Here is a 16,659-nt window from a genome sequence, read left to right on the forward strand (position 1 = left end):
TCACACCGTGAAAGGATCAGGTATGCCCCACCGCCTGATGCTGCTCGACACTGCGTCCCTGTACTTCCGCGCCTTCTACGGCATGCCCGACACCATCCGCCGCCCGGACGGGATTCCTGTCAATGCAGTGCGGGGCCTGCTGGACATGATCGCCAGGCTCACCACCGACTATCACGCCACGCATCTGGTGGCGTGCTGGGATGATGACTGGCGTCCGCAGTGGCGGGTGGACCTCCTCCCCACCTACAAGTCGCACCGCGTGGCCGAGGCAGTCACGGATGCGCCCGACGTCGAAGTGGTTCCGGACGCGCTGGAGGCGCAGCTGCCCATGATCCGCCGAACGCTGGAGTTCGCGGGCATCGCCGTGGTGGGCGCCGCCGAGCACGAGGCCGACGACGTCGTGGGCACCTACGCGAGCCACGCAGACTTGCCCGTCGACGTTGTCACCGGTGACCGGGACCTCTTCCAGGTGTGCGACGACGGCCGTCAGGTCCGCGTGATCTACACCGCCCGCGGCATGCGCAACCTCGAAGTGATGACCGAAGAGACCGTGGTGCGGAAGTACCGGGTGCTGCCGCAGCAGTATGCCGATTACGCCACCCTGCGCGGCGACGCTTCGGACGGGCTTCCGGGCGTCGCCGGGATCGGGGAGAAGACGGCGGCGTCCCTGCTTTTGAAGTACGGCACCCTGGAAGGACTGCTGGAAGCGGCCGACGACGACGGCAGCGGATTGGCCAACCCGGTGCGGGCCAAACTCGCCGCCGCCGCCGACTACCTGAAAGTAGCCCCCGCCGTCGTCCGTTTGGTGCGGAACCTGGAGCTGCCCACCCTGGAGGAAGCCGGCGCGCAGCTGCGCCCCGTCGCCGGTGATGCCCGCGCCGAACTTGAGCGGCTTGCCGTCGAATGGAACCTGGGCGGCTCGGTTACCCGGCTCCTTGCAGCGCTCGACCTCAGGGGACAGGCGTAAAACGGCGACATCTGGCCTGATTCGGACAGGACGCATGAAGTTCTGTGTATCGGAATTACCGTGCGTTTCGGCGCGAGTCTGTGCATTGCGAAGCCGGTTGCCAGGGCGTATGGCGGATGGTTTGGTGAGGTAACGATCCACAGGAGAGGCCATTCCCATGACAGCCACATCAGATCTTGCTCCCCGGCGGCTCCGGGACATCTTTGGAAGTTTTGCCACCGGACTGACCGTGATTACCAGCGCCACGAAGGACGGGCCGGCCGGGTTCACGTGCCAGTCCTTCGCCTCCCTTTCCCTGGATCCGGCCCTGGTGACCTTCAGCCCGGCCCGGACGTCGAGCACCTGGCCCGTGCTGCGGAAAGCAGGTTCCTTTACGGTTAATATTCTTCCGGCGGAGCACCAGCACCTGGCCGGTCAGTTCGCCCGTTCAGGCTCGGACAAATTCGCAGGAGTGGGCTACACGCCTTCTCCGCTGGGCAATCCAATTCTGGACGACGCCCTCGCCTGGATTGACTGCGAACTCCATGCGGAATACGACGGCGGCGACCACACCATTGTGGTAGGGGCAGTCCAGCACCTGAATGCCCGCCAGGACGCAGAACCGCTCCTGTTTTTCAAAGGCCGCTATGCAGCATTGACGCCGGCGAAAAGCCTCCTTGAGGCTGCCGGCTGCCGGCTGACGCCTGCCGCAAAAGCTGAAAATTCGCAGACATAAGGAGGCTGCCATATCCGCGGGGGATATGGCAGCCTCCTTCTATCTGCGTGCCGGAAATTCAATAGGAAATGAAGGCGACGAGTTCGCCCACGCGGTCCTCGGGGTAGTTCTTGGCGATATCGGCCTGGCTCAGGACACCCACCAGGTTGTGCCCGTCAATGACGGGAAGCCGGCGCACCTGATGGTCCTGCATGGTGCGGATGGCTTCTTCAATGGAATCGTCGGCGCCAATGGTTACCGGCTTGCCTTCACCCAGTTCACCCGCCTTGACGCTGCGCGGGTCGCCGCCTTCAGCCAGGCATTTCACCACGATGTCGCGGTCCGTCACCATGCCCTTGAGCCGGTTGTCTTCACCGCAGATGGGAAGCGAACCGACGTCAAGTTCCTTCATTTTCCGGGCGGCTGCTTCCAGGGTTTCGTTTTCACCGATGCACTCCGCGCCACCGGTCATGATTTCCCGTGCCGTTGTCATGATGGCCTCCTTCATGAATGCCGTGCCGTGTCTCTTTTGCCTGCTCAGATGGCTCTTCGGAACCCTGCCGGTACATGACGGCTCCGGAGAGCTGGCCGATAAAAAAATGCTAAGCCTGCTGATTATTGATGTCCAGCATGGTGGCGCCGCACCCCCGGGGGCGTCTAGCAGGCCGCTCTTACCTTGTTGCATCCGCGGGACCAAGTAGTAAGCTTGCTGAGCATTACTGGTAAGCATGCTGATTAACCGGATGAGGGAAGCAGGGGTAATGGGCACAGTATTCGGTGTTGCCTGGTCGCTGATGCTGGCGGCCGGCGGAGCCGCCGTGGCTGCAGGCGCGCCCTTCGGCGCTGCCGGACTCGGCGGTCAGTACCTGGCCGGCCATGTCCTCCTTGGGGTGGGCATCGGCCACCTGCTGGCGATGGTGGTGCGGTTTGCCGTCCGCCGGATCATGAAAGGTGCCCGCACCCGCCCCGTTGCGGTCCAGGCACCGGAAGCCCGCATGGCCAGCGTGACAGTCCTGCCTGCCAGGCCTGCCTCCGTCCCGCCGCTCCGTGGCCGGCATGCCGCCTGAGGCGCCGGGATCCACAGGATCAGGCCCGGTCCGGCCAACGGCGGCGCGGCGGGTCCTGACAGCCATCGCGGCACTGGCAGTTGCGGGTGCCGTGGCGGCGATTGTGGTTGCCGGGGTGATGGGTTTCCGGCTGTCCGACTCTGACGAAGCCACCCTCCGCGGCTTCCAGATCCGGGTTCTGAGTATCAGCCAGGCAGCAGCGGAAAACAGGATGGACGGAGCCCTGGCCGCACTCCAGGCGCTGGAGAAGGACCTGGATGCCGCCGCACGCGATGGCCGGATTTCGGCTCCGCGCCTGCTCGGAATTGAAACAGCCCTGGCGGCAGTCCGCACGGAAATAGCCGGCCAGTTGGCGGCACCGGCCCCTGCATCCGGCACGGCCGGGCTGGTTGGACCTTCCGCGGCAGCACCGGCCAGCCCCACTGTGCCCCAGACGCAGCCGGTCCAGCCGGTGCCCGGAGAGCAGGCCGTGGCGCCCCAACCGGTGCCTGTTCCGGCGGGCCAGGAGGCGGCGCTTCCGGAAGCAGCCAAGGATGCCAAGGGGAAAGGCAAGGGCCAAGGCAAGCCCTGACCAGGCGGGCAGTCACTCCGCTGCCCGGCCGCCCTCAGCGAGGGAAGGGGCGCGGAACCCGCGCAAGGGGAAGGGGGCCGGGCAGAATGGACGGGTGACTTCATCAAACCTGCGCGGCCGGCGCAACACCGCGAAAGCCTTCGACCTCGGTGCCATCGGTGCCGACCTGGCCTTCGCAGGTTCCCTTCCGGACCTGGAGGAGGCCCTGGACACCGGGCCGGCCGCGGGCTCGGCGGTGGTGCAGGCGCCGCCCGGGACCGGAAAAACAACACTCGTCCCGCCGCTGCTCGCGAACCTCGTCTCCGGCACGGGCAGGGTTGTGGTCACCCAGCCGCGGCGGGTGGCGGCACGTTCCGCTGCGCGCCGGCTTTCCTTCCTGGACGCCAGCCGGCTTGGCGGCCGCGTGGGCTACACCGTGCGCGGCGAACGGCAGGCGGGGCCCGATACCCTCGTCGAGTTCGTGACGCCCGGCATCCTCCTGCGCCGCCTGCTGGCCGATCCCGGCCTTGACGGCGTTGCCGCCGTCGTCCTGGACGAAGTCCACGAGCGCGGTTTGGAGACGGACCTGCTGATCGGCATGCTCGCCGAAGTCCGCCAGCTGCGCAGCGACCTCACCGTCGTAGCCATGTCGGCAACCCTCGACGCTCCCCGCTTCGCCGCCCTCCTGGGGGAGCCCGACGGCGGTCCCGCGGCTCCCGTCGTCGACTGCCCGTCCGTGCTCCATCCGTTGGATGTCCAGTGGGAACCTGCCCCGGGCCCGCGGCTGGACACCAGGGGAGTGGCCCGCAGCTTCCTGGACCATCTCGTGGAAACAGCGGCACGCGCCTACGCCCGCGCCGTGGCCGGGGACGGCTCCGTGGATGCCCTGGTTTTCGTCCCCGGCGCCCGCGAAGTCTCGCAGGTGGCAGCAGGCCTCCGCGTCCGGCTGGGGGAAGGCGTCGACGTGCTGGAGCTGCATGGCCAGGCAGGTGCGGCGGAGCAGGACCGCGCAGTGTCCGGACGGCGGCCGGGGGACAATGCCCGGATTATCGTTTCAACCGATCTGGCGGAGTCCTCGCTGACCGTCCCGGGCGTCCGGCTGGTCATCGATTCCGGGCTAACCCGGGAGCCGCGGCGGGATGCCGGCCGTGGCATGAGCGGCCTGGTAACGGTCTCCTGCTCCCGGGCATCGGCGGATCAACGTGCAGGCCGGGCGGCCCGCCAAGGTCCGGGCACGGTGGTCCGCTGCTACACGCAGCAGGCGTATGGGGCAGCGCCGGCCCATGTCACGCCCGAAATCAAGGTGGCGGACCTGACCGGCGCAGCATTGACGCTGGCATGCTGGGGATCGCCGGGGGGCGAAGGGCTCGCCCTGCCGGACATGCCGCCGCGGCAAGCCTTGGATGACGCCGTCGAGGTCCTCAGGGAACTGGGTGCCGTATCAGCAGCCGGCCACGCCACCGCCACGGGGCGGACTCTGGCCGGAATTCCTGCCGACCCGCGGCTTGCCCGCGCCCTGCTGGACGGCGCGGCAACCATCGGTGCCCGGGCGGCGGCAGAGGTGGTGGCCGCAGTTGCCGGAGACCACCGTGCTCCCGGCGCTGACCTTCCGCGGCTGTTGTCCCAGCTTCGTGGCGATTCCGGGCCGGCGGGCCGGCGCTGGGCGGACGAGTCAAAGCGGTTGCGGGCCCTGGCCCGGGAAGCGGGAAACCCCGCGCCCCCTGGAGTTCCCACCTCGGCAGTTCCCGCCCCGGGGCCGGCCGGCACCGAGGCGGTGGGTGCCGTCGTCGCCCTGGCCTTTCCGGACCGGGTGGCCCGGCTCGTGCCCGGTGACGGGCCTGCACGGTACCTGCTGTCGTCCGGGACGCGTGCCGGCCTGCCGGCGGGAAGCAGCCTGTCCGGGTACGAATGGCTGGCCGTGGCCGAAGTGTCGCGGGCGGAGGGCAGGGACTCGGCCGGCACCGGCGCCGTCATCCGGACGGCTGCACCGCTCAACGCCGAGCTCGCCCAGGCAGCCGCCTCGCACCTCCTGGCGGAAACGGTCGAGGCGCAGTTCGTCCAGGGACGTGTGACGGCACGGAAAGTCCGGCGCCTGGGTGCGATCGTGCTCGCGGACACCCCTGTCCGTCCCTCACCGGCCGAAGGCAAGGCGGCCGTGGCCGGAGCCCTGCACAAGGAGGGCCTTGCCGTCCTGGAATGGTCGACGGCGGCCGACGCCTTGCGCCGCCGTCTTGCCTTCCTGCACCGGGAGCTGGGCGGGCCGTGGCCCGACGTCTCGGACGCCGCCCTCCTGCTGCGCCTGGACGACTGGCTGGGTCCGGAACTTGAAAGCCTTGCGGCGGGAGGCGCGGTCGCGGCGTTGGACCTCACCCAGCCGCTGCGGCGCCTGCTGCCCTGGCCGGAGGCCGGACGGCTGGATGAGCTGGCCCCGGAATGGCTGGAGGTTCCCAGCGGCTCACGGATCAGGATTGACTACCCCCATCACGACGACGACACCGCGCCGCCTGTGGTGGCCGTCAAGCTGCAGGAATGCTTCGGCCTGGCGGATTCGCCCCGGCTGGTGAACGGCACGGTTCCGGTCCTGTTCCACCTGCTGTCCCCGGCCCGGCGCCCGCTGGCCGTGACCGGTGACCTCACGTCCTTTTGGTCCGGTCCCTATGCCCAGGTCCGGGCAGAGATGCGCGGCCGCTATCCCAAGCACCCGTGGCCGGAGGATCCCTGGACTGCCCCGGCCACAGCACGGGCCAAGCAGCGCAGCTAGGGTCCTTCCGGGCACATGCCACGAGGCTCCGGCGACTGCGTGAGAACTCCGATACACACCTGAAACGTCGCGTCGACGTGCTGAAACATGCCTTGGCTACGCTCGGTGGTACGTGGACAGCGTGGTCCATACCCCACATGGAAGGACATACCGATGTTTCTCTTTAACCTTTTGCTCGACGGCCGGCGCAGCGACGACAACCGGTCCTGCAACGGCGGCAGCGGGAAGAACGATTTTCCCGAAGGCCGGCTCACCTCCACAGCGTGGGAGGGCTGGTGGCACGAGGAAGCAGCGTAACCGGATGGAGCCGGGCGGGCGGGCCTAGCGGGCGGACCGGATAAAGTCGGCCACCGGAGCGGCCAGCGAGGCCCCGATCTCACCCGCCGGCCGTTTCGCACCTGCGACGGCGAAGGAATGGTCGCCGCCGTCCATCCACTGCAGTACCGCGGACGGCCCGATGCGTGACACGACGTCCTGCAGGATTTCCGGCGTGGCAAACGTGTCGCGGGTGCCCTGCAGGAACAACATGGGCGTGGTCATCCCGTAGAGGTGTTCGTCCCGCAGTTTCTCCGGCTTTCCGGGCGGGTGCAGCGGGTACCCGAGGTAGATCAGTCCCGCAGCAGCCATCCCTTCGGACACTGCCATGGACGCCATCCGGCCGCCGAACGATTTGCCTGCCGCCCACAGGGGGCCGGAGTCCCCGTGGGTTGCTGCGCGTTCCGCAGCAGCTGCCATCGCCGCATTCCAGGTGGCAATGGCGGCCGGCGGGCGGTCCGGGAACCGCCGCCCGGCTTCCCGGTAGGGGAAGTTGAAGCGCAGCGTTGCCAGGCCCAGGGAGTTCAGTGCGTCCGTGAACCCGCGCAGGAAGGGGTGCTCCATTCCCGCGCCGGCACCGTGGGCGACCACCACTGTGGCCCACGCATTGTGCGGGCGGGCATAAGCGGCGGAGACGGTGACCTCGCCAACGGCAAGCGGAAAGTCTGATTCTTCGGCGGGCATGTCTCCATCATGCCGCAGGGACGTCCGGAAATGTGCCGGCATCCGGACGGCGGGGTGTACGTTGTCCCCATGGCGAGCGAACAGACAAAAATCACGGTTCCGGGCCCCCACGGCGAGCGCGAAATGCGCATTTCCAGCCCCAGCAGGGTCCTGTGGCCGGACCTCGGCCTCACCAAGCTGGACCTGGCCAAGTACCTTTGCGATGTGGGCGAGGCGTTCATTGCCGCGAACGGTGACCGGCCCGTGGCGCTGCAGAGGTACTCGGACAACGTGGACGGCGAGCAGTTTTTCTCAAAGAACCCGCCCAAGGGGACCCCTGATTTCATGCGCTCAGTGAAAGTGGTCTTCCCGAGCGCCCGTTCGCATCCCATGCTCGTCCTGGATGAACCGGCAGCCGCCGTGTGGGCTGCGCAGATGAACACCGTGGTGTTCCATCCCTGGCCGTCCCGGGCCGGAAACCCGGATAATCCGGACCAGCTGCGGATCGACCTGGACCCGCAGCCCGGGACGGATTTTGATGATGCGGTTCCCGCGGCCCTGGTGCTGAAGGAGGTCCTGGCCGAGGCCGGACTCGAGTGCTTCATCAAGACCTCGGGAAACCGCGGCCTCCACGTCTACGCGCCCATCGAGCCCACCCGGGAATTCCTGGATGTCCGGCACGCCGTGATTGCCGCCGCCCGGGAGGTGGAGCGGCGGATGCCGGAGAAGGTGACCACCGCCTGGTGGAAAGAAGAGCGTGGCCAGCGGATTTTCCTCGACTTCAACCAGGCCAACCGGGACCGCACCATCGCCGGCGCCTACAGTCCCCGGGCTTTGCCGCACGCCCCGGTGTCCTGCCCCATCACGTGGGATGAGCTGGAGAACGCCGATCCCAAGAACTTCACCATCCTGACCGTCCCCGAAAGGCTCCTGACCACCGGGGACCCCTGGGCGGACTTCCACAAGAATCCGGGCAGCATTGACACCCTGCTCGAGTGGTGGGAGCGGGACAGCAAAGCCGGCCTGGGTGAGCTGCCGTTTCCGCCGGACTACCCCAAAATGCCGGGGGAACCGCCGCGGGTCCAGCCCAGCCGGGCAAAGAAGCAGGACTGACCGGACGCCGGGGCCCGGCCGGAACCTATTCGAAGCGGGAGGGGTCGCCGGCGCCCTGCCGGACCACCTCGGCCACGCCGCTGGAAAAGTCCACCACCGTGGTGGGCTCCGCGCCGCAGTCGCCGGCATCGATCACGGCGTCCACCTGGTGGTCCAGCCGTTCCTTGATGTCCCACCCCTGGGTCAGCGGGTCTTCCTCGTCGGGCAGCAGCAGGGTGCTGGACAACAGGGGTTCGCCGAGCTCGGCCAGCAGTGCCGACACCACCCGGTTGTCCGGGATCCTGACGCCGACGGTCTTTTTCTTGGGATGCAGCAGGCGCTTGGGGACTTCCCGGGTGGCCGGAAGAATGAACGTGTAACTTCCGGGCGTGACCGACTTGATGCTGCGGAATACCTCATTGCCGATGTTCACGAACTGGCCCAGCTGGGCGAAGTCCCGGCACACCAGGGTGAAGTGGTGCTTGTCATCCAGCCGGCGGATGCTCCTGATCCGGCCCAGGGCATCCTTGTTCCCCAGCTGCGCGCCCAGTGCATAGCAGGAGTCCGTGGGGTAGGCGATCAGCCCGCCGTCGAGCAGGATGCGGACCGCCTGGGCAATTGCCCGGGGCTGGGGGTCCTGGGGATGAACGTCGAAGTATCTGGCCATGCCCCCGAGCCTACGTTCCGAAGGCGCCAGCCCGCACGTCAAAACCCCCTACCAGCGCGCCCTTCTTTGGGGCAGGATGTTGTCTGGTCCATGTCAGTCCCCACAGCAAGGAGCACAAGCCATGCCAACTGTCCTCAATCCGTACCTCAGCTTCCGGGACAACGCCCGCGAGGCGATGAACTTCTATCAGTCAGTTTTCGGCGGGGAGCTGCGGGTCAGCACCTTCGGGGAGTACCAGGCCAGCGAGGATCCCGCGGAAGCGGACAAGATCATGCACGGCATGCTGACCACCCCGCAGGGCCTGGTCCTGATGGGGGCCGACACCCCCAACGGCATGGAGTACAGCCAGGGTTCAGCCATCTCCATCTCCCTCAGCGGCGAGGACGAATCGGAACTCCGCGGTTATTACGACAAGCTGAGCGGCGACGGCGGGTCGGTCACGGTTCCGTTGGAAAAGTCCCCCTGGGGTGACATCTTCGGAATGTGCACGGACCGCTACGGCGTTGCCTGGCTGGTCAACGTCAACGCTGCGCAGGGCACCACGGGCGCGCCCTGATCCTGCCGGACGCGCCCGATTGATGACGGGCTTAGCCCTGTTTTGACGCCACGAAGTAGGCGTTGAACGGGTCTTCGTCCAGGTCCACCGCCCGGACGTCCTGGAATCCGGCGTCCCTGACCAGCCGTTCGGCCTGCTGGACGCCGCACACGGTCCCCAGCCCGTCGCCGCCCTGGGACAGTGAAACGGACATGCAGTGGGTGGTGGAGATGGCGTAGAGGAAGGCAGCCCAGGGCAGGTCGATGTTGTCCTCGAGGTTGCTGGAGGCCTTCATGTCCACCATCAGGAAGGTCCCGCCCGGCTTCAGTGCTTCCCGGATGTTGCGGAGCACGGCCGCCGGGTGGGCCTGGTCGTGGACGGCGTCGAAAACGGTGACCAGGTCCAGTTCTTCCCGGAGGTCCAGGACGGCGGCGTCGCGCAGCTCGAACCGGACGTTGGGCAGGCCCAGCCGCTGCGCCTCGGCCCGCCCGGCGTTAAGGGCTTCCGCGAAAAAGTCGTAGCCCACGAAGCTGCTGGCGGGAAAGGCCTGCGCCATCAGGTTCACCGCGTGGCCCGCACCGCAGCCGATATCGGCCACCCGGATGCCGGAGCGCAGGTCGTCAATCCTGCCGGACAGCGGAAGGATGGTGTCCACCAGCGAGGCATCATGGACCGAGGCGCTGTCTGCCGCCTGGATCTGGACGAAGCCCGGGTAGTCGGAGTAGTCCAGGCCGCCGCCCGTACGGAATTTTTCCACCACCTTGCCGGCCACCTCGCCCATTAACGTCACGTACGTGAGCGTCCGCGCAAGGTTGGCCACTCCCGGTCCGCTGACGGAGGGGACGATGTCCCGCCGCAGGAAGTATGTCTTCGCGCCGGGCTCGTAATCGATGAAGCGTGCAGTCACCATTCCGCCGAGCCACTCGCGGACGTAGCGCTCATTCAGCCCCGCCGCGTCGGCGATCTGGACGCTGCTGGCGGGAGGCAGGCCGGCCAGCGTTTCGAACAGTCCCGTCTGGTGGCCGATGCTCGCGAGCACGGCCACGGAACCGTCATTGAGGATGCCCACGAGCCGTTCCGCGGCAGCCTCCGCTGCTGCTTCGGCTGATTCCGTGGCTGGCTCCGCCTGGTACGTGGTCATGATCCGCCCTTTCCTTGTGTGTCCCCGGGCCCGTTGCCCGGACCTTTGGGTGTTCGGATACTCCGAGGCTATGGCGGGGGAGCGGACGTCCGCGTCGGGTGGAATGTGCATCTTTCCGCGCGGGGATGGGGCAGATGCTGCAGCCTGGCAAAAGGAGGCCGCTGGAAGGCACTGCTTCGGGCCAGGCCCCGGGAAGGTACGACGGCGGGAGGCGGCCGCGTGCCAAGGTGCGGCATCCACACGGGCGCCGGACGCCGTCGCGCGTTCCGGCAAGGGGCACCGAAGCGTACGGCCCTACAGCAGGCGGTGTTCCCGGGCCCAGCCGGCTGCGCCCGTCCGCGATGTCACGCCGATCTTTTGGAAGATGTTGGCCAGATGGCGCCCCACCGTCTTTTCGCTGAGGACCAGGGCGCCTGCCACATCCCGGTTGCTGGCTCCGCGGCTGACAAGGGCGAGCACCTCCGCCTCCCGCGCGGTGAGCCCGCCCGGCAGCCCTGGCTCGAGCCGCCGGACGTCCGGCAGTGCGCCAAGCTGCCGGTAGATGGCCAGGGCAGTAGACATGTCTGCCTCCGCGGCGGCCTGTTGGTGCATGGATGTCCTGCAGGCAGCGAGCAGTTCGTGTACTTGGGCGATGCTGTAGCGGGCACGCTGGCTGCGGTAGATGCGGGCCGCGGATTCCAGTGCTGCCGCTGCTTCTGCCGGCATGCCGGAGGACAGCAGCAGGTGCGCCCGGGCATGGCTGGCCCAGGCGAGGAAGCCCGGCGATGCGAACCGCTCCGCGATCTGTTCCAGCTCGCCGCAGTAGGCTGCAGCGAGGTCCGGCTGCCGGCAGGCGAGTGCGATTTCGGTCGCGGGAAGGAGGAGCCGGGCGCGGTCAAGGGGATTGCCTTCGCCGAGGGAACGGCTGAGCTGCTCCAGCGCCTGGCCGTGGTGGCCGGCGGCATGGAGCAGCAGCGCCTCACCCGGCTGCGGGTCCAGCCCCGTCCCGCGGACCCGGGAAAATGCCCGGGCAGCACCGGAGCTGTCACCGCGGAGGCGGAGGATGTCACCCAGTTCATAGAAGCCGGCACCGGCCATCCAGCCGTGGGCGGCGGCCAGTTCTTCGCTCAGTGGCCCGATTTCCCGGACAACGTCCTCCCACGCGCCCTCGGTACTGAGCAGCTGGAGTTCGTGGACGCGCGTCACCCGCGCGTAGACGAAGGTCCGGGACAGGCCCGACGTCCAATGCTCCAGCGCCTGCGTCCATGCGCGCATTCGGGCGAAGTCGCCCAGCGCATGGCAGAGGTGGGTCACCGTGCAGTAGATGTCGCCGCTCCACTCGGCCGGCACTTCGCCGGCAAGGACGGGAAGCATGGCTTCGTCGATGTCGCTGAAGCCCGTCGCCGTCTGTCCGCCGCGCACCAGGGCCAGGCCGGACAATATCCGGGCGAAGCAGAGCAGTGCCGGGTCCCGGTGGGTCCGCCACAGTTCCACCAGGGCGGCGGACGCCCCGGCCACGGGTGCCGCGTCGCCGTCGAAGTCCAGGGACATGGACGCTTCCACGTACAGGAGGTAGCCGTAGGCGGGAATGTCCTCGAGGCCGTCGAGGTTCCGCCGGGCCCGGTTCAGCCACCCGGATGCGAGCGCCAGGTCCCCGCGGGTGCCCCAGCGCAGGGAGAGGTTGATGGCCGTCATGGCAGCACCGGGGCGGTCGCCGGCGTCGTTGAGCCGCCGGTAGAGTTCTTCAGCCCCGGCCAGCGCCCCGGGCACGTTGCCCAGCCACCAGGCCGAGCTTGCCAGGGCTTCCAGGTCCCGGGTGGAAAGCGGCGCCTGGCGGGCTGCTGCCGCAAGGTTGTTGGCGGCCGCGGGCCAGTCCCGCCGGGCGAATGCTTCGCGCCCGGACGTCAGCAGCTGGTCCAGTTCTGGCATGCCCGTCTCCCGGATGACGTCTTTAGCGTACTGCCGCACGCCCGGACGGAACAGCAGGATGCCGAACTCCTTGAGGCCGCAGCCGGCGACTGCGAGGATGGACGGGTGGAGTCACTTCTTGAGTTCCTCTCCGACAAATGGTGGCTGGTCTTTCCGCTCAGCGCGTTTGCCGGCCAATATGCCAACAGCTGGCGCAAAGCCAGTGAGCGCCGCCACCAACGGAAGGTGGAACTGTACACACTGAAGAACCAGGCCCGTGAGGCCGAGAAGGCGTCGGCGGCTGAAGTGGAAGCCCTGATGGCCGCCCATGACGCCACCAACCGCCGCTGGCTGGACTACGAACTCGACGTCGGAAAACTCATCGACTTTCCGCTCATGACGGACGTCAGGGAACCCCTCACGGTTGCCTTCCTCCGTGCAAAACGCGAGGCGGACGGCCAGCGGCCGGCCTCGGCCGCTGACATCACGTCTCCCGCACGGCTCGAGGCGTACCGCCAGGCCGTCAACAGCTTTGCCGTGGCGCTCGATGTTGCCGAACGGGAGGCCCGGCGGATCCGGGACAGCAAATTCTCCGGTCCCGAGCGTGAGCGGCTGGCCACCGCCCGGAAGCTGCTGATGATCGCGGAGAACCATGCTGCCACGCCGGCCGAACGCCAGGCAGCCTACAAGCGGGCCCGCCGGGAGCTGGACGGACTGATCGTCCTGCCGGACGTGACCATCGCCGCCTTGGAGGAACGGGTGGCGCCGGGACTGGATGCTGGACGGCAGCCGTCGGAGTCCGGGCCCGCCTGAGCGGCTGGAAGGGGCAGCGTGGCACGCACGCTCTACATCGACGTCGACGGCGTCATCTGTCCGTTTGGCCCGGAAGGAACTACACCGTGGGGTTCCGCCTGGCACCGTGCCGACGCCGGTCTCCTTCCCGTTGCCTATGCAATGGAACTCGTGGCAGGACTCAATGCCCTGGCGCGGACGGACGGCGTGCGGTGCGTCTGGCTCACCAGCTGGGAGGACCTCGCGCCGCAGTACCTGTGCCCCGCCATCGGCGTGGAAGGCGGGGCCTGGCCATACCTGACGGCGACGGGCGAAGGCAGCGGGAACAGCTGGTGGAAGCTTCGCGCCATCCAGGAGGATGTGGAAACCACGGGTCCGGAGGCTGCCGTGTGGATCGATGACCAGCTGGCCTTCGAAGCGGAGGCGCAGTCCTGGGCCCGGCTCCTGGGATGGAGGATGCTGGCGGTCTCCCCGAATCCGCGGCGGGGAATAGCACCTGATGAACTTGCACCTGTCCGCTCTTTCCTCAGCCGGCCGTTGTTTTGACCTGATGCCATGGACGCGTACGATCGATAGGGTTTCACGCCGGTTGTGTTAACGCCACAGGTCATTCCAAGCGAACAGCTGGTGAATTATGCTGTGCAGCACAGCAACCGGGGGACAGAAACTGCTGAACGTCGACTCTGCAGATTGGGCAACAGGTGGATATCACCTTCATGGTGGCGCTGGTCATCGCACTGGCACTATTTTTCGACTTCACGAACGGTTTCCACGACACCGCGAATGCCATGGCCACGCCCATCGCAACAGGTGCCATCAAACCGAAGACCGCGGTGACCCTCGCTGCCATCCTCAACCTGGTGGGCGCGTTCCTGTCCACCGAGGTGGCCAAGACGGTTTCCGGCGGCATCATCCGTGAAGGCTCGGGCGACATCCAAATCACGCCGGAGATCATTTTCGCCGGCCTCATGGGCGCCATCCTGTGGAACATGATCACCTGGCTCAAGGGCCTGCCGTCGAGTTCCTCCCACGCCCTGTTCGGCGGCCTGATCGGTGCTGCCATCGCGGGTATCGGCTTCAACTCGATCAACCTCGAAGGCCTCATGCAGAAGGTCATCCTCCCGGCGATCTTCGCCCCGCTCATCGCGGGCATTGTCGCGTACGTCTGTACCCGCCTTGCCTACGCCCTGACCTCGCGGCATGATCCGGAAACCGGCAGCAAGCTCACCCAGAAGCGCGGTGGATTCCGCACCGGCCAGATCTTCACGTCAAGCCTTGTGGCGCTGGCCCACGGCACCAACGACGCACAAAAGACCATGGGCATCATCACGTTGGTCCTGATTGCCGCAGGTACCCAGGATCCCGGTTCCGGTCCGCAGTTCTGGGTCATTGCTGCCTGCGCCTTCGCTATCGCCATCGGCACGTATGCCGGCGGCTGGCGCATCATCCGCACCATGGGCGCCGGGCTTACCGAGGTCAAGCCGGCCCAGGGCTTTGCCGCCGAAACCAGCACGGCTTCGGCGATCCTGGCTTCCTCCCACCTGGGCTTCGCCCTGTCCACCACGCAGGTGGCCTCCGGTTCGGTGATCGGTTCGGGAATGGGCCGCAAGGGAACCAGCGTCCGCTGGAGCATGGTGGGCAAAATCGCCCTCGGCTGGCTCTTCACGCTTCCCGCGGCAGGCATCGTGGGCGCACTGACCGCCCTGCTGGTCAAGACGGGTGTGGTAGGTGTGCTGATCGCCGCGGTGGCCGGCACCGCAGCCGTACTCTTTATGTTCTTCTACTCACGTAAGTCCGCGGTGGGCCACCACAACGCCATCGAGGTCGAGGAAGCCGGGCAGGCTGTCCGGTTCGCCAAGAAGAAGGCCATGGCACGTGCCCGCGCGAATGCCAAGGCCAAGGCAAAGACAAAGACGGATACCCATGTCGTTGCCGATGCTGACACTGATGCCAACGCCGAGGCCGGCGCCAACACCTCCAAGGAGACTCAGCGATGAAGTGGTTGGAACTCCTGACCGTTGCCGGTGCCACCCTGATTGCCGCGGTCACCGTGGTGGTCCTGTACTCGCTGGGGGTCCGGCTGACTGCCATCGCCGCCGATGCCCAGCAGACGTCCCCCGGGATCAAGAAGTCCTTTGCGTACGTGTGCTTCGGGCTGTGCAGCCTGGCGGTCCTCTTCGGGCTCTACCTGATCATCCCGTACTTCTCGGGATAGTCCGGGCCCCTCTGGGCGCTGCCGCGACGGTTGGCTAGGCTGGCTCCATGTCACGGATCCAATACTTCGTAGCTGCTTCCCTGGACGGCTTCATCGCCACACCCACGGACGACCTCGGCTGGCTCCTGCAGTTTGACGGCTTCGATGGCGGCAACGAAAGTTATGAGTCGTTCATGGCCGGCGTGGGCTGCATTGTGATGGGCGGTGAGACGTACGCCTGGCTGATGGAACACGAACCGGACAAGTGGGCCTACTCAGGTACGCCCAGCTACGTGTTCACGCGGCATGAGTACACCGCCCCTGCCGGCGCTGACATCACCTTTGTCCGGGGCGACGTCACTGAATTCGTTGAGGACTTCCGGCATGACGCGGGCGATAAGAACATCTGGCTGGTGGGCGGCGGCAACCTCGCCGCCCAATTCGCCGACGCTGGCCTGCTGGACGAGATCATCCTTTCGGTCATCCCTGTGGTCTTGGGCGAGGGCAAGCGGCTGCTGCCATTGTCAGGCCCAACGCCGCCCCTTGAGCTGACTGCCTCACGCGCCCTGGGGAGGGGCATTGTGGAGTCGCGGTACCTGCTGAAGGGGCCCGCGGACAACAGCGCCTGACTCGATTCCTGGAGGTTGAGCACGTCGAACCCCCAGGCGTGAGCGGGGCCGGCGTCGCAATCGGTTCAGGGCGCTATCCCTGGGGCGGCTCGGCGTTGTCCCGGATCATGTTGGTGATCCTTGCCGTGGAAAGCCGCCTGCCGTGCTCATCCGTCATCACGATCTCGTGCGTGGCCAGTGTCCGGCCCAGGTGGATGGCCGTGCACGTCCCGGTGACAACCCCTTTGGAGATGGACCGGTGATGGGTGGCGCTGACCTCGATGCCTACCGCGTGGCGGCCCTGCCCGGCATGCATGCCCGCCGAAAACGAGCCCAGCGTTTCGGCGAGCACAACATGCGCGCCGCCGTGCAGGATTCCTGCCACCTGCGTGTTTCCCTCTACAGGCATGGTGGCGACGGTCCGTTCCGGGCTCATCTCGAGGAAATGGATCCCCATTTTCACCACCAGGGCCCCGATCCCAAACCGGCCCAGCCAGCCGTGCAGGTGATCCGGGACGCCCGCGGCCGTCAGCTCGTCAGCGAATGGTCCGGGCGTGAAATTGTCCATCATGCCAACTAGGCTGGCACCTGTGAGTGAAACAACCAAACCGGCCCCTTTTCCGTCCCAAGTTCTTCCGCAGGACCCCGCCCTGGAAGGCGGAAGCGCCCAGGGCGGCACCGCCGTCAAGGAGAAAGTTCCTGCCTCCGCCGGTGAATCCGTTTCAG

The 16,659-nt window shown here is 67.2% G+C and carries 19 protein-coding genes; 13 read left to right on the forward strand and 6 right to left on the reverse strand.

What is annotated here, in order from left to right; all coding sequences use genetic code 11:
• The first annotated feature begins 22 nt into the window (after nucleotides 1–22).
• Together DXK94_RS00565 and DXK94_RS00570 are read left to right on the forward strand one after the other, a co-directional pair.
• Entirely contained in the window at nucleotides 23–967 is a 945-nt protein-coding gene (locus DXK94_RS00565; protein WP_181884699.1) for a 5'-3' exonuclease, read from the forward strand.
• Nucleotides 968–1,124: 157 nt separating this feature from the next.
• Complete coding sequence (locus DXK94_RS00570) at nucleotides 1,125–1,682, forward strand: flavin reductase family protein (RefSeq protein ID WP_115523379.1); 558 nt, start codon at nucleotides 1,125–1,127, stop codon at nucleotides 1,680–1,682.
• Nucleotides 1,683–1,740: 58 nt separating this feature from the next.
• Here the strand turns inward: DXK94_RS00570 and DXK94_RS00575 are convergent, their stop codons facing one another.
• Nucleotides 1,741–2,154, reverse strand: coding sequence for a CBS domain-containing protein (locus tag DXK94_RS00575; protein ID WP_079596004.1), 414 nt, complete (start codon nucleotides 2,152–2,154; stop codon nucleotides 1,741–1,743).
• 268 nt (nucleotides 2,155–2,422) lie between these two features.
• Between DXK94_RS00575 and DXK94_RS00580 the strand changes: the two genes are divergently transcribed.
• The 4 genes from DXK94_RS00580 (at nucleotide 2,423) to DXK94_RS21330 (ending at nucleotide 6,336) form a co-directional block, all read left to right on the forward strand.
• Nucleotides 2,423–2,728 (forward strand): hypothetical protein, encoded by a 306-nt coding sequence (locus DXK94_RS00580; protein WP_115523380.1) that lies wholly within the window; start codon nucleotides 2,423–2,425, stop codon nucleotides 2,726–2,728.
• Nucleotides 2,718–3,299 carry a hypothetical protein gene (locus DXK94_RS00585; protein ID WP_147294345.1) on the forward strand — a complete coding sequence of 194 codons (582 nt, stop codon included), beginning with the start codon at nucleotides 2,718–2,720 and terminating at the stop codon, nucleotides 3,297–3,299. The genes DXK94_RS00580 and DXK94_RS00585 overlap by 11 nt, the downstream gene beginning before the upstream one ends.
• Nucleotides 3,262–6,039 (forward strand): ATP-dependent helicase HrpB, encoded by a 2,778-nt coding sequence (gene hrpB, locus DXK94_RS00590; RefSeq protein WP_181884700.1) that lies wholly within the window; start codon nucleotides 3,262–3,264, stop codon nucleotides 6,037–6,039. The genes DXK94_RS00585 and hrpB overlap by 38 nt, the downstream gene beginning before the upstream one ends.
• Nucleotides 6,040–6,192: 153 nt before the next feature.
• Nucleotides 6,193–6,336 carry a hypothetical protein gene (locus DXK94_RS21330; RefSeq protein ID WP_181884701.1) on the forward strand — a complete coding sequence of 48 codons (144 nt, stop codon included), beginning with the start codon at nucleotides 6,193–6,195 and terminating at the stop codon, nucleotides 6,334–6,336.
• 24 nt (nucleotides 6,337–6,360) lie between these two features.
• Here the strand turns inward: DXK94_RS21330 and DXK94_RS00595 are convergent, their stop codons facing one another.
• Entirely contained in the window at nucleotides 6,361–7,038 is a 678-nt protein-coding gene (locus DXK94_RS00595) for an alpha/beta family hydrolase (RefSeq protein ID WP_115523383.1), read from the reverse strand.
• A 69-nt stretch (nucleotides 7,039–7,107) separates the two neighbouring features.
• Here DXK94_RS00595 and ligD point away from each other — a divergent pair, with 69 nt between their 5' ends.
• Nucleotides 7,108–8,130 (forward strand): non-homologous end-joining DNA ligase, encoded by a 1,023-nt coding sequence (gene ligD, locus DXK94_RS00600; protein WP_115523505.1) that lies wholly within the window; start codon nucleotides 7,108–7,110, stop codon nucleotides 8,128–8,130.
• A gap of 25 nt (nucleotides 8,131–8,155) precedes the next feature.
• Here the strand turns inward: ligD and DXK94_RS00605 are convergent, their stop codons facing one another.
• Nucleotides 8,156–8,776, reverse strand: coding sequence for an L-threonylcarbamoyladenylate synthase (locus DXK94_RS00605; RefSeq protein WP_115523384.1), 621 nt, complete (start codon nucleotides 8,774–8,776; stop codon nucleotides 8,156–8,158).
• 121 nt (nucleotides 8,777–8,897) lie between these two features.
• Here DXK94_RS00605 and DXK94_RS00610 point away from each other — a divergent pair, with 121 nt between their 5' ends.
• Nucleotides 8,898–9,332 (forward strand): VOC family protein, encoded by a 435-nt coding sequence (locus tag DXK94_RS00610; protein WP_115523385.1) that lies wholly within the window; start codon nucleotides 8,898–8,900, stop codon nucleotides 9,330–9,332.
• 31 nt (nucleotides 9,333–9,363) lie between these two features.
• On the opposite strand, the gene DXK94_RS00615 is transcribed toward DXK94_RS00610, so the two are convergent.
• Nucleotides 9,364–10,452: a class I SAM-dependent methyltransferase gene (locus tag DXK94_RS00615; protein ID WP_115523386.1), complete on the reverse strand. Its 1,089-nt coding sequence runs from the start codon at nucleotides 10,450–10,452 to the stop codon at nucleotides 9,364–9,366.
• Nucleotides 10,453–10,746: 294 nt separating this feature from the next.
• Entirely contained in the window at nucleotides 10,747–12,360 is a 1,614-nt protein-coding gene (locus tag DXK94_RS00620; protein ID WP_115523506.1) for a LuxR family transcriptional regulator, read from the reverse strand.
• Nucleotides 12,361–12,465: 105 nt separating this feature from the next.
• Between DXK94_RS00620 and DXK94_RS00625 the strand changes: the two genes are divergently transcribed.
• The 5 genes from DXK94_RS00625 (at nucleotide 12,466) to DXK94_RS00645 (ending at nucleotide 15,954) form a co-directional block, all read left to right on the forward strand.
• Entirely contained in the window at nucleotides 12,466–13,152 is a 687-nt protein-coding gene (locus DXK94_RS00625; RefSeq protein ID WP_115523387.1) for a hypothetical protein, read from the forward strand.
• 18 nt (nucleotides 13,153–13,170) lie between these two features.
• Nucleotides 13,171–13,677: an HAD domain-containing protein gene (locus DXK94_RS00630; protein ID WP_115523388.1), complete on the forward strand. Its 507-nt coding sequence runs from the start codon at nucleotides 13,171–13,173 to the stop codon at nucleotides 13,675–13,677.
• Between the two features lie 155 nt (nucleotides 13,678–13,832).
• Nucleotides 13,833–15,128, forward strand: coding sequence for an inorganic phosphate transporter (locus DXK94_RS00635; RefSeq protein WP_115523389.1), 1,296 nt, complete (start codon nucleotides 13,833–13,835; stop codon nucleotides 15,126–15,128).
• Nucleotides 15,125–15,346, forward strand: a complete 222-nt coding sequence (locus DXK94_RS00640; RefSeq protein WP_079596015.1) for a hypothetical protein — start codon at nucleotides 15,125–15,127, stop codon at nucleotides 15,344–15,346. The genes DXK94_RS00635 and DXK94_RS00640 overlap by 4 nt, the downstream gene beginning before the upstream one ends.
• A 47-nt stretch (nucleotides 15,347–15,393) precedes the next feature.
• Entirely contained in the window at nucleotides 15,394–15,954 is a 561-nt protein-coding gene (locus DXK94_RS00645) for a dihydrofolate reductase family protein (protein ID WP_115523390.1), read from the forward strand.
• A 73-nt stretch (nucleotides 15,955–16,027) separates the two neighbouring features.
• Here DXK94_RS00645 and DXK94_RS00650 read toward each other — a convergent pair whose 3' ends face one another.
• On the reverse strand, nucleotides 16,028–16,504 hold the full coding sequence (locus DXK94_RS00650; RefSeq protein WP_181884702.1) for a hotdog fold thioesterase: 477 nt from the start codon (nucleotides 16,502–16,504) through the stop codon (nucleotides 16,028–16,030).
• Between the last annotated feature and the right edge of the window lie 155 nt (nucleotides 16,505–16,659).

The sequence above is a fragment of the Arthrobacter sp. RT-1 genome, from assembly GCF_003367205.1.
Taxonomy (GTDB): domain Bacteria; phylum Actinomycetota; class Actinomycetes; order Actinomycetales; family Micrococcaceae; genus Arthrobacter.

Excerpts from the sequence above, each read along its gene's own strand:
- DXK94_RS00645 (WP_115523390.1), top strand. The coding sequence starts at position 15,394 with ATGTCACGGATCCAATACTTCGTAGCTGCTTCCCTGGACGGCTTCATC.
- DXK94_RS00640 (WP_079596015.1), top strand. The coding sequence starts at position 15,125 with ATGAAGTGGTTGGAACTCCTGACCGTTGCCGGTGCCACCCTGATTGCC.
- DXK94_RS00595 (WP_115523383.1), bottom strand. The coding sequence starts at position 7,038 with ATGCCCGCCGAAGAATCAGACTTTCCGCTTGCCGTTGGCGAGGTCACC.
- DXK94_RS21330 (WP_181884701.1), top strand. The coding sequence starts at position 6,193 with ATGTTTCTCTTTAACCTTTTGCTCGACGGCCGGCGCAGCGACGACAAC.
- DXK94_RS00610 (WP_115523385.1), top strand. The coding sequence starts at position 8,898 with ATGCCAACTGTCCTCAATCCGTACCTCAGCTTCCGGGACAACGCCCGC.
- DXK94_RS00615 (WP_115523386.1), bottom strand. The coding sequence starts at position 10,452 with ATGACCACGTACCAGGCGGAGCCAGCCACGGAATCAGCCGAAGCAGCA.
- DXK94_RS00570 (WP_115523379.1), top strand. The coding sequence starts at position 1,125 with ATGACAGCCACATCAGATCTTGCTCCCCGGCGGCTCCGGGACATCTTT.
- DXK94_RS00580 (WP_115523380.1), top strand. The coding sequence starts at position 2,423 with ATGGGCACAGTATTCGGTGTTGCCTGGTCGCTGATGCTGGCGGCCGGC.
- hrpB (WP_181884700.1), top strand. The coding sequence starts at position 3,262 with ATGCCAAGGGGAAAGGCAAGGGCCAAGGCAAGCCCTGACCAGGCGGGC.
- ligD (WP_115523505.1), top strand. The coding sequence starts at position 7,108 with ATGGCGAGCGAACAGACAAAAATCACGGTTCCGGGCCCCCACGGCGAG.
- DXK94_RS00605 (WP_115523384.1), bottom strand. The coding sequence starts at position 8,776 with ATGGCCAGATACTTCGACGTTCATCCCCAGGACCCCCAGCCCCGGGCA.
- DXK94_RS00565 (WP_181884699.1), top strand. The coding sequence starts at position 23 with ATGCCCCACCGCCTGATGCTGCTCGACACTGCGTCCCTGTACTTCCGC.
- DXK94_RS00620 (WP_115523506.1), bottom strand. The coding sequence starts at position 12,360 with ATGCCAGAACTGGACCAGCTGCTGACGTCCGGGCGCGAAGCATTCGCC.
- DXK94_RS00585 (WP_147294345.1), top strand. The coding sequence starts at position 2,718 with ATGCCGCCTGAGGCGCCGGGATCCACAGGATCAGGCCCGGTCCGGCCA.
- DXK94_RS00575 (WP_079596004.1), bottom strand. The coding sequence starts at position 2,154 with ATGACAACGGCACGGGAAATCATGACCGGTGGCGCGGAGTGCATCGGT.
- DXK94_RS00650 (WP_181884702.1), bottom strand. The coding sequence starts at position 16,504 with ATGATGGACAATTTCACGCCCGGACCATTCGCTGACGAGCTGACGGCC.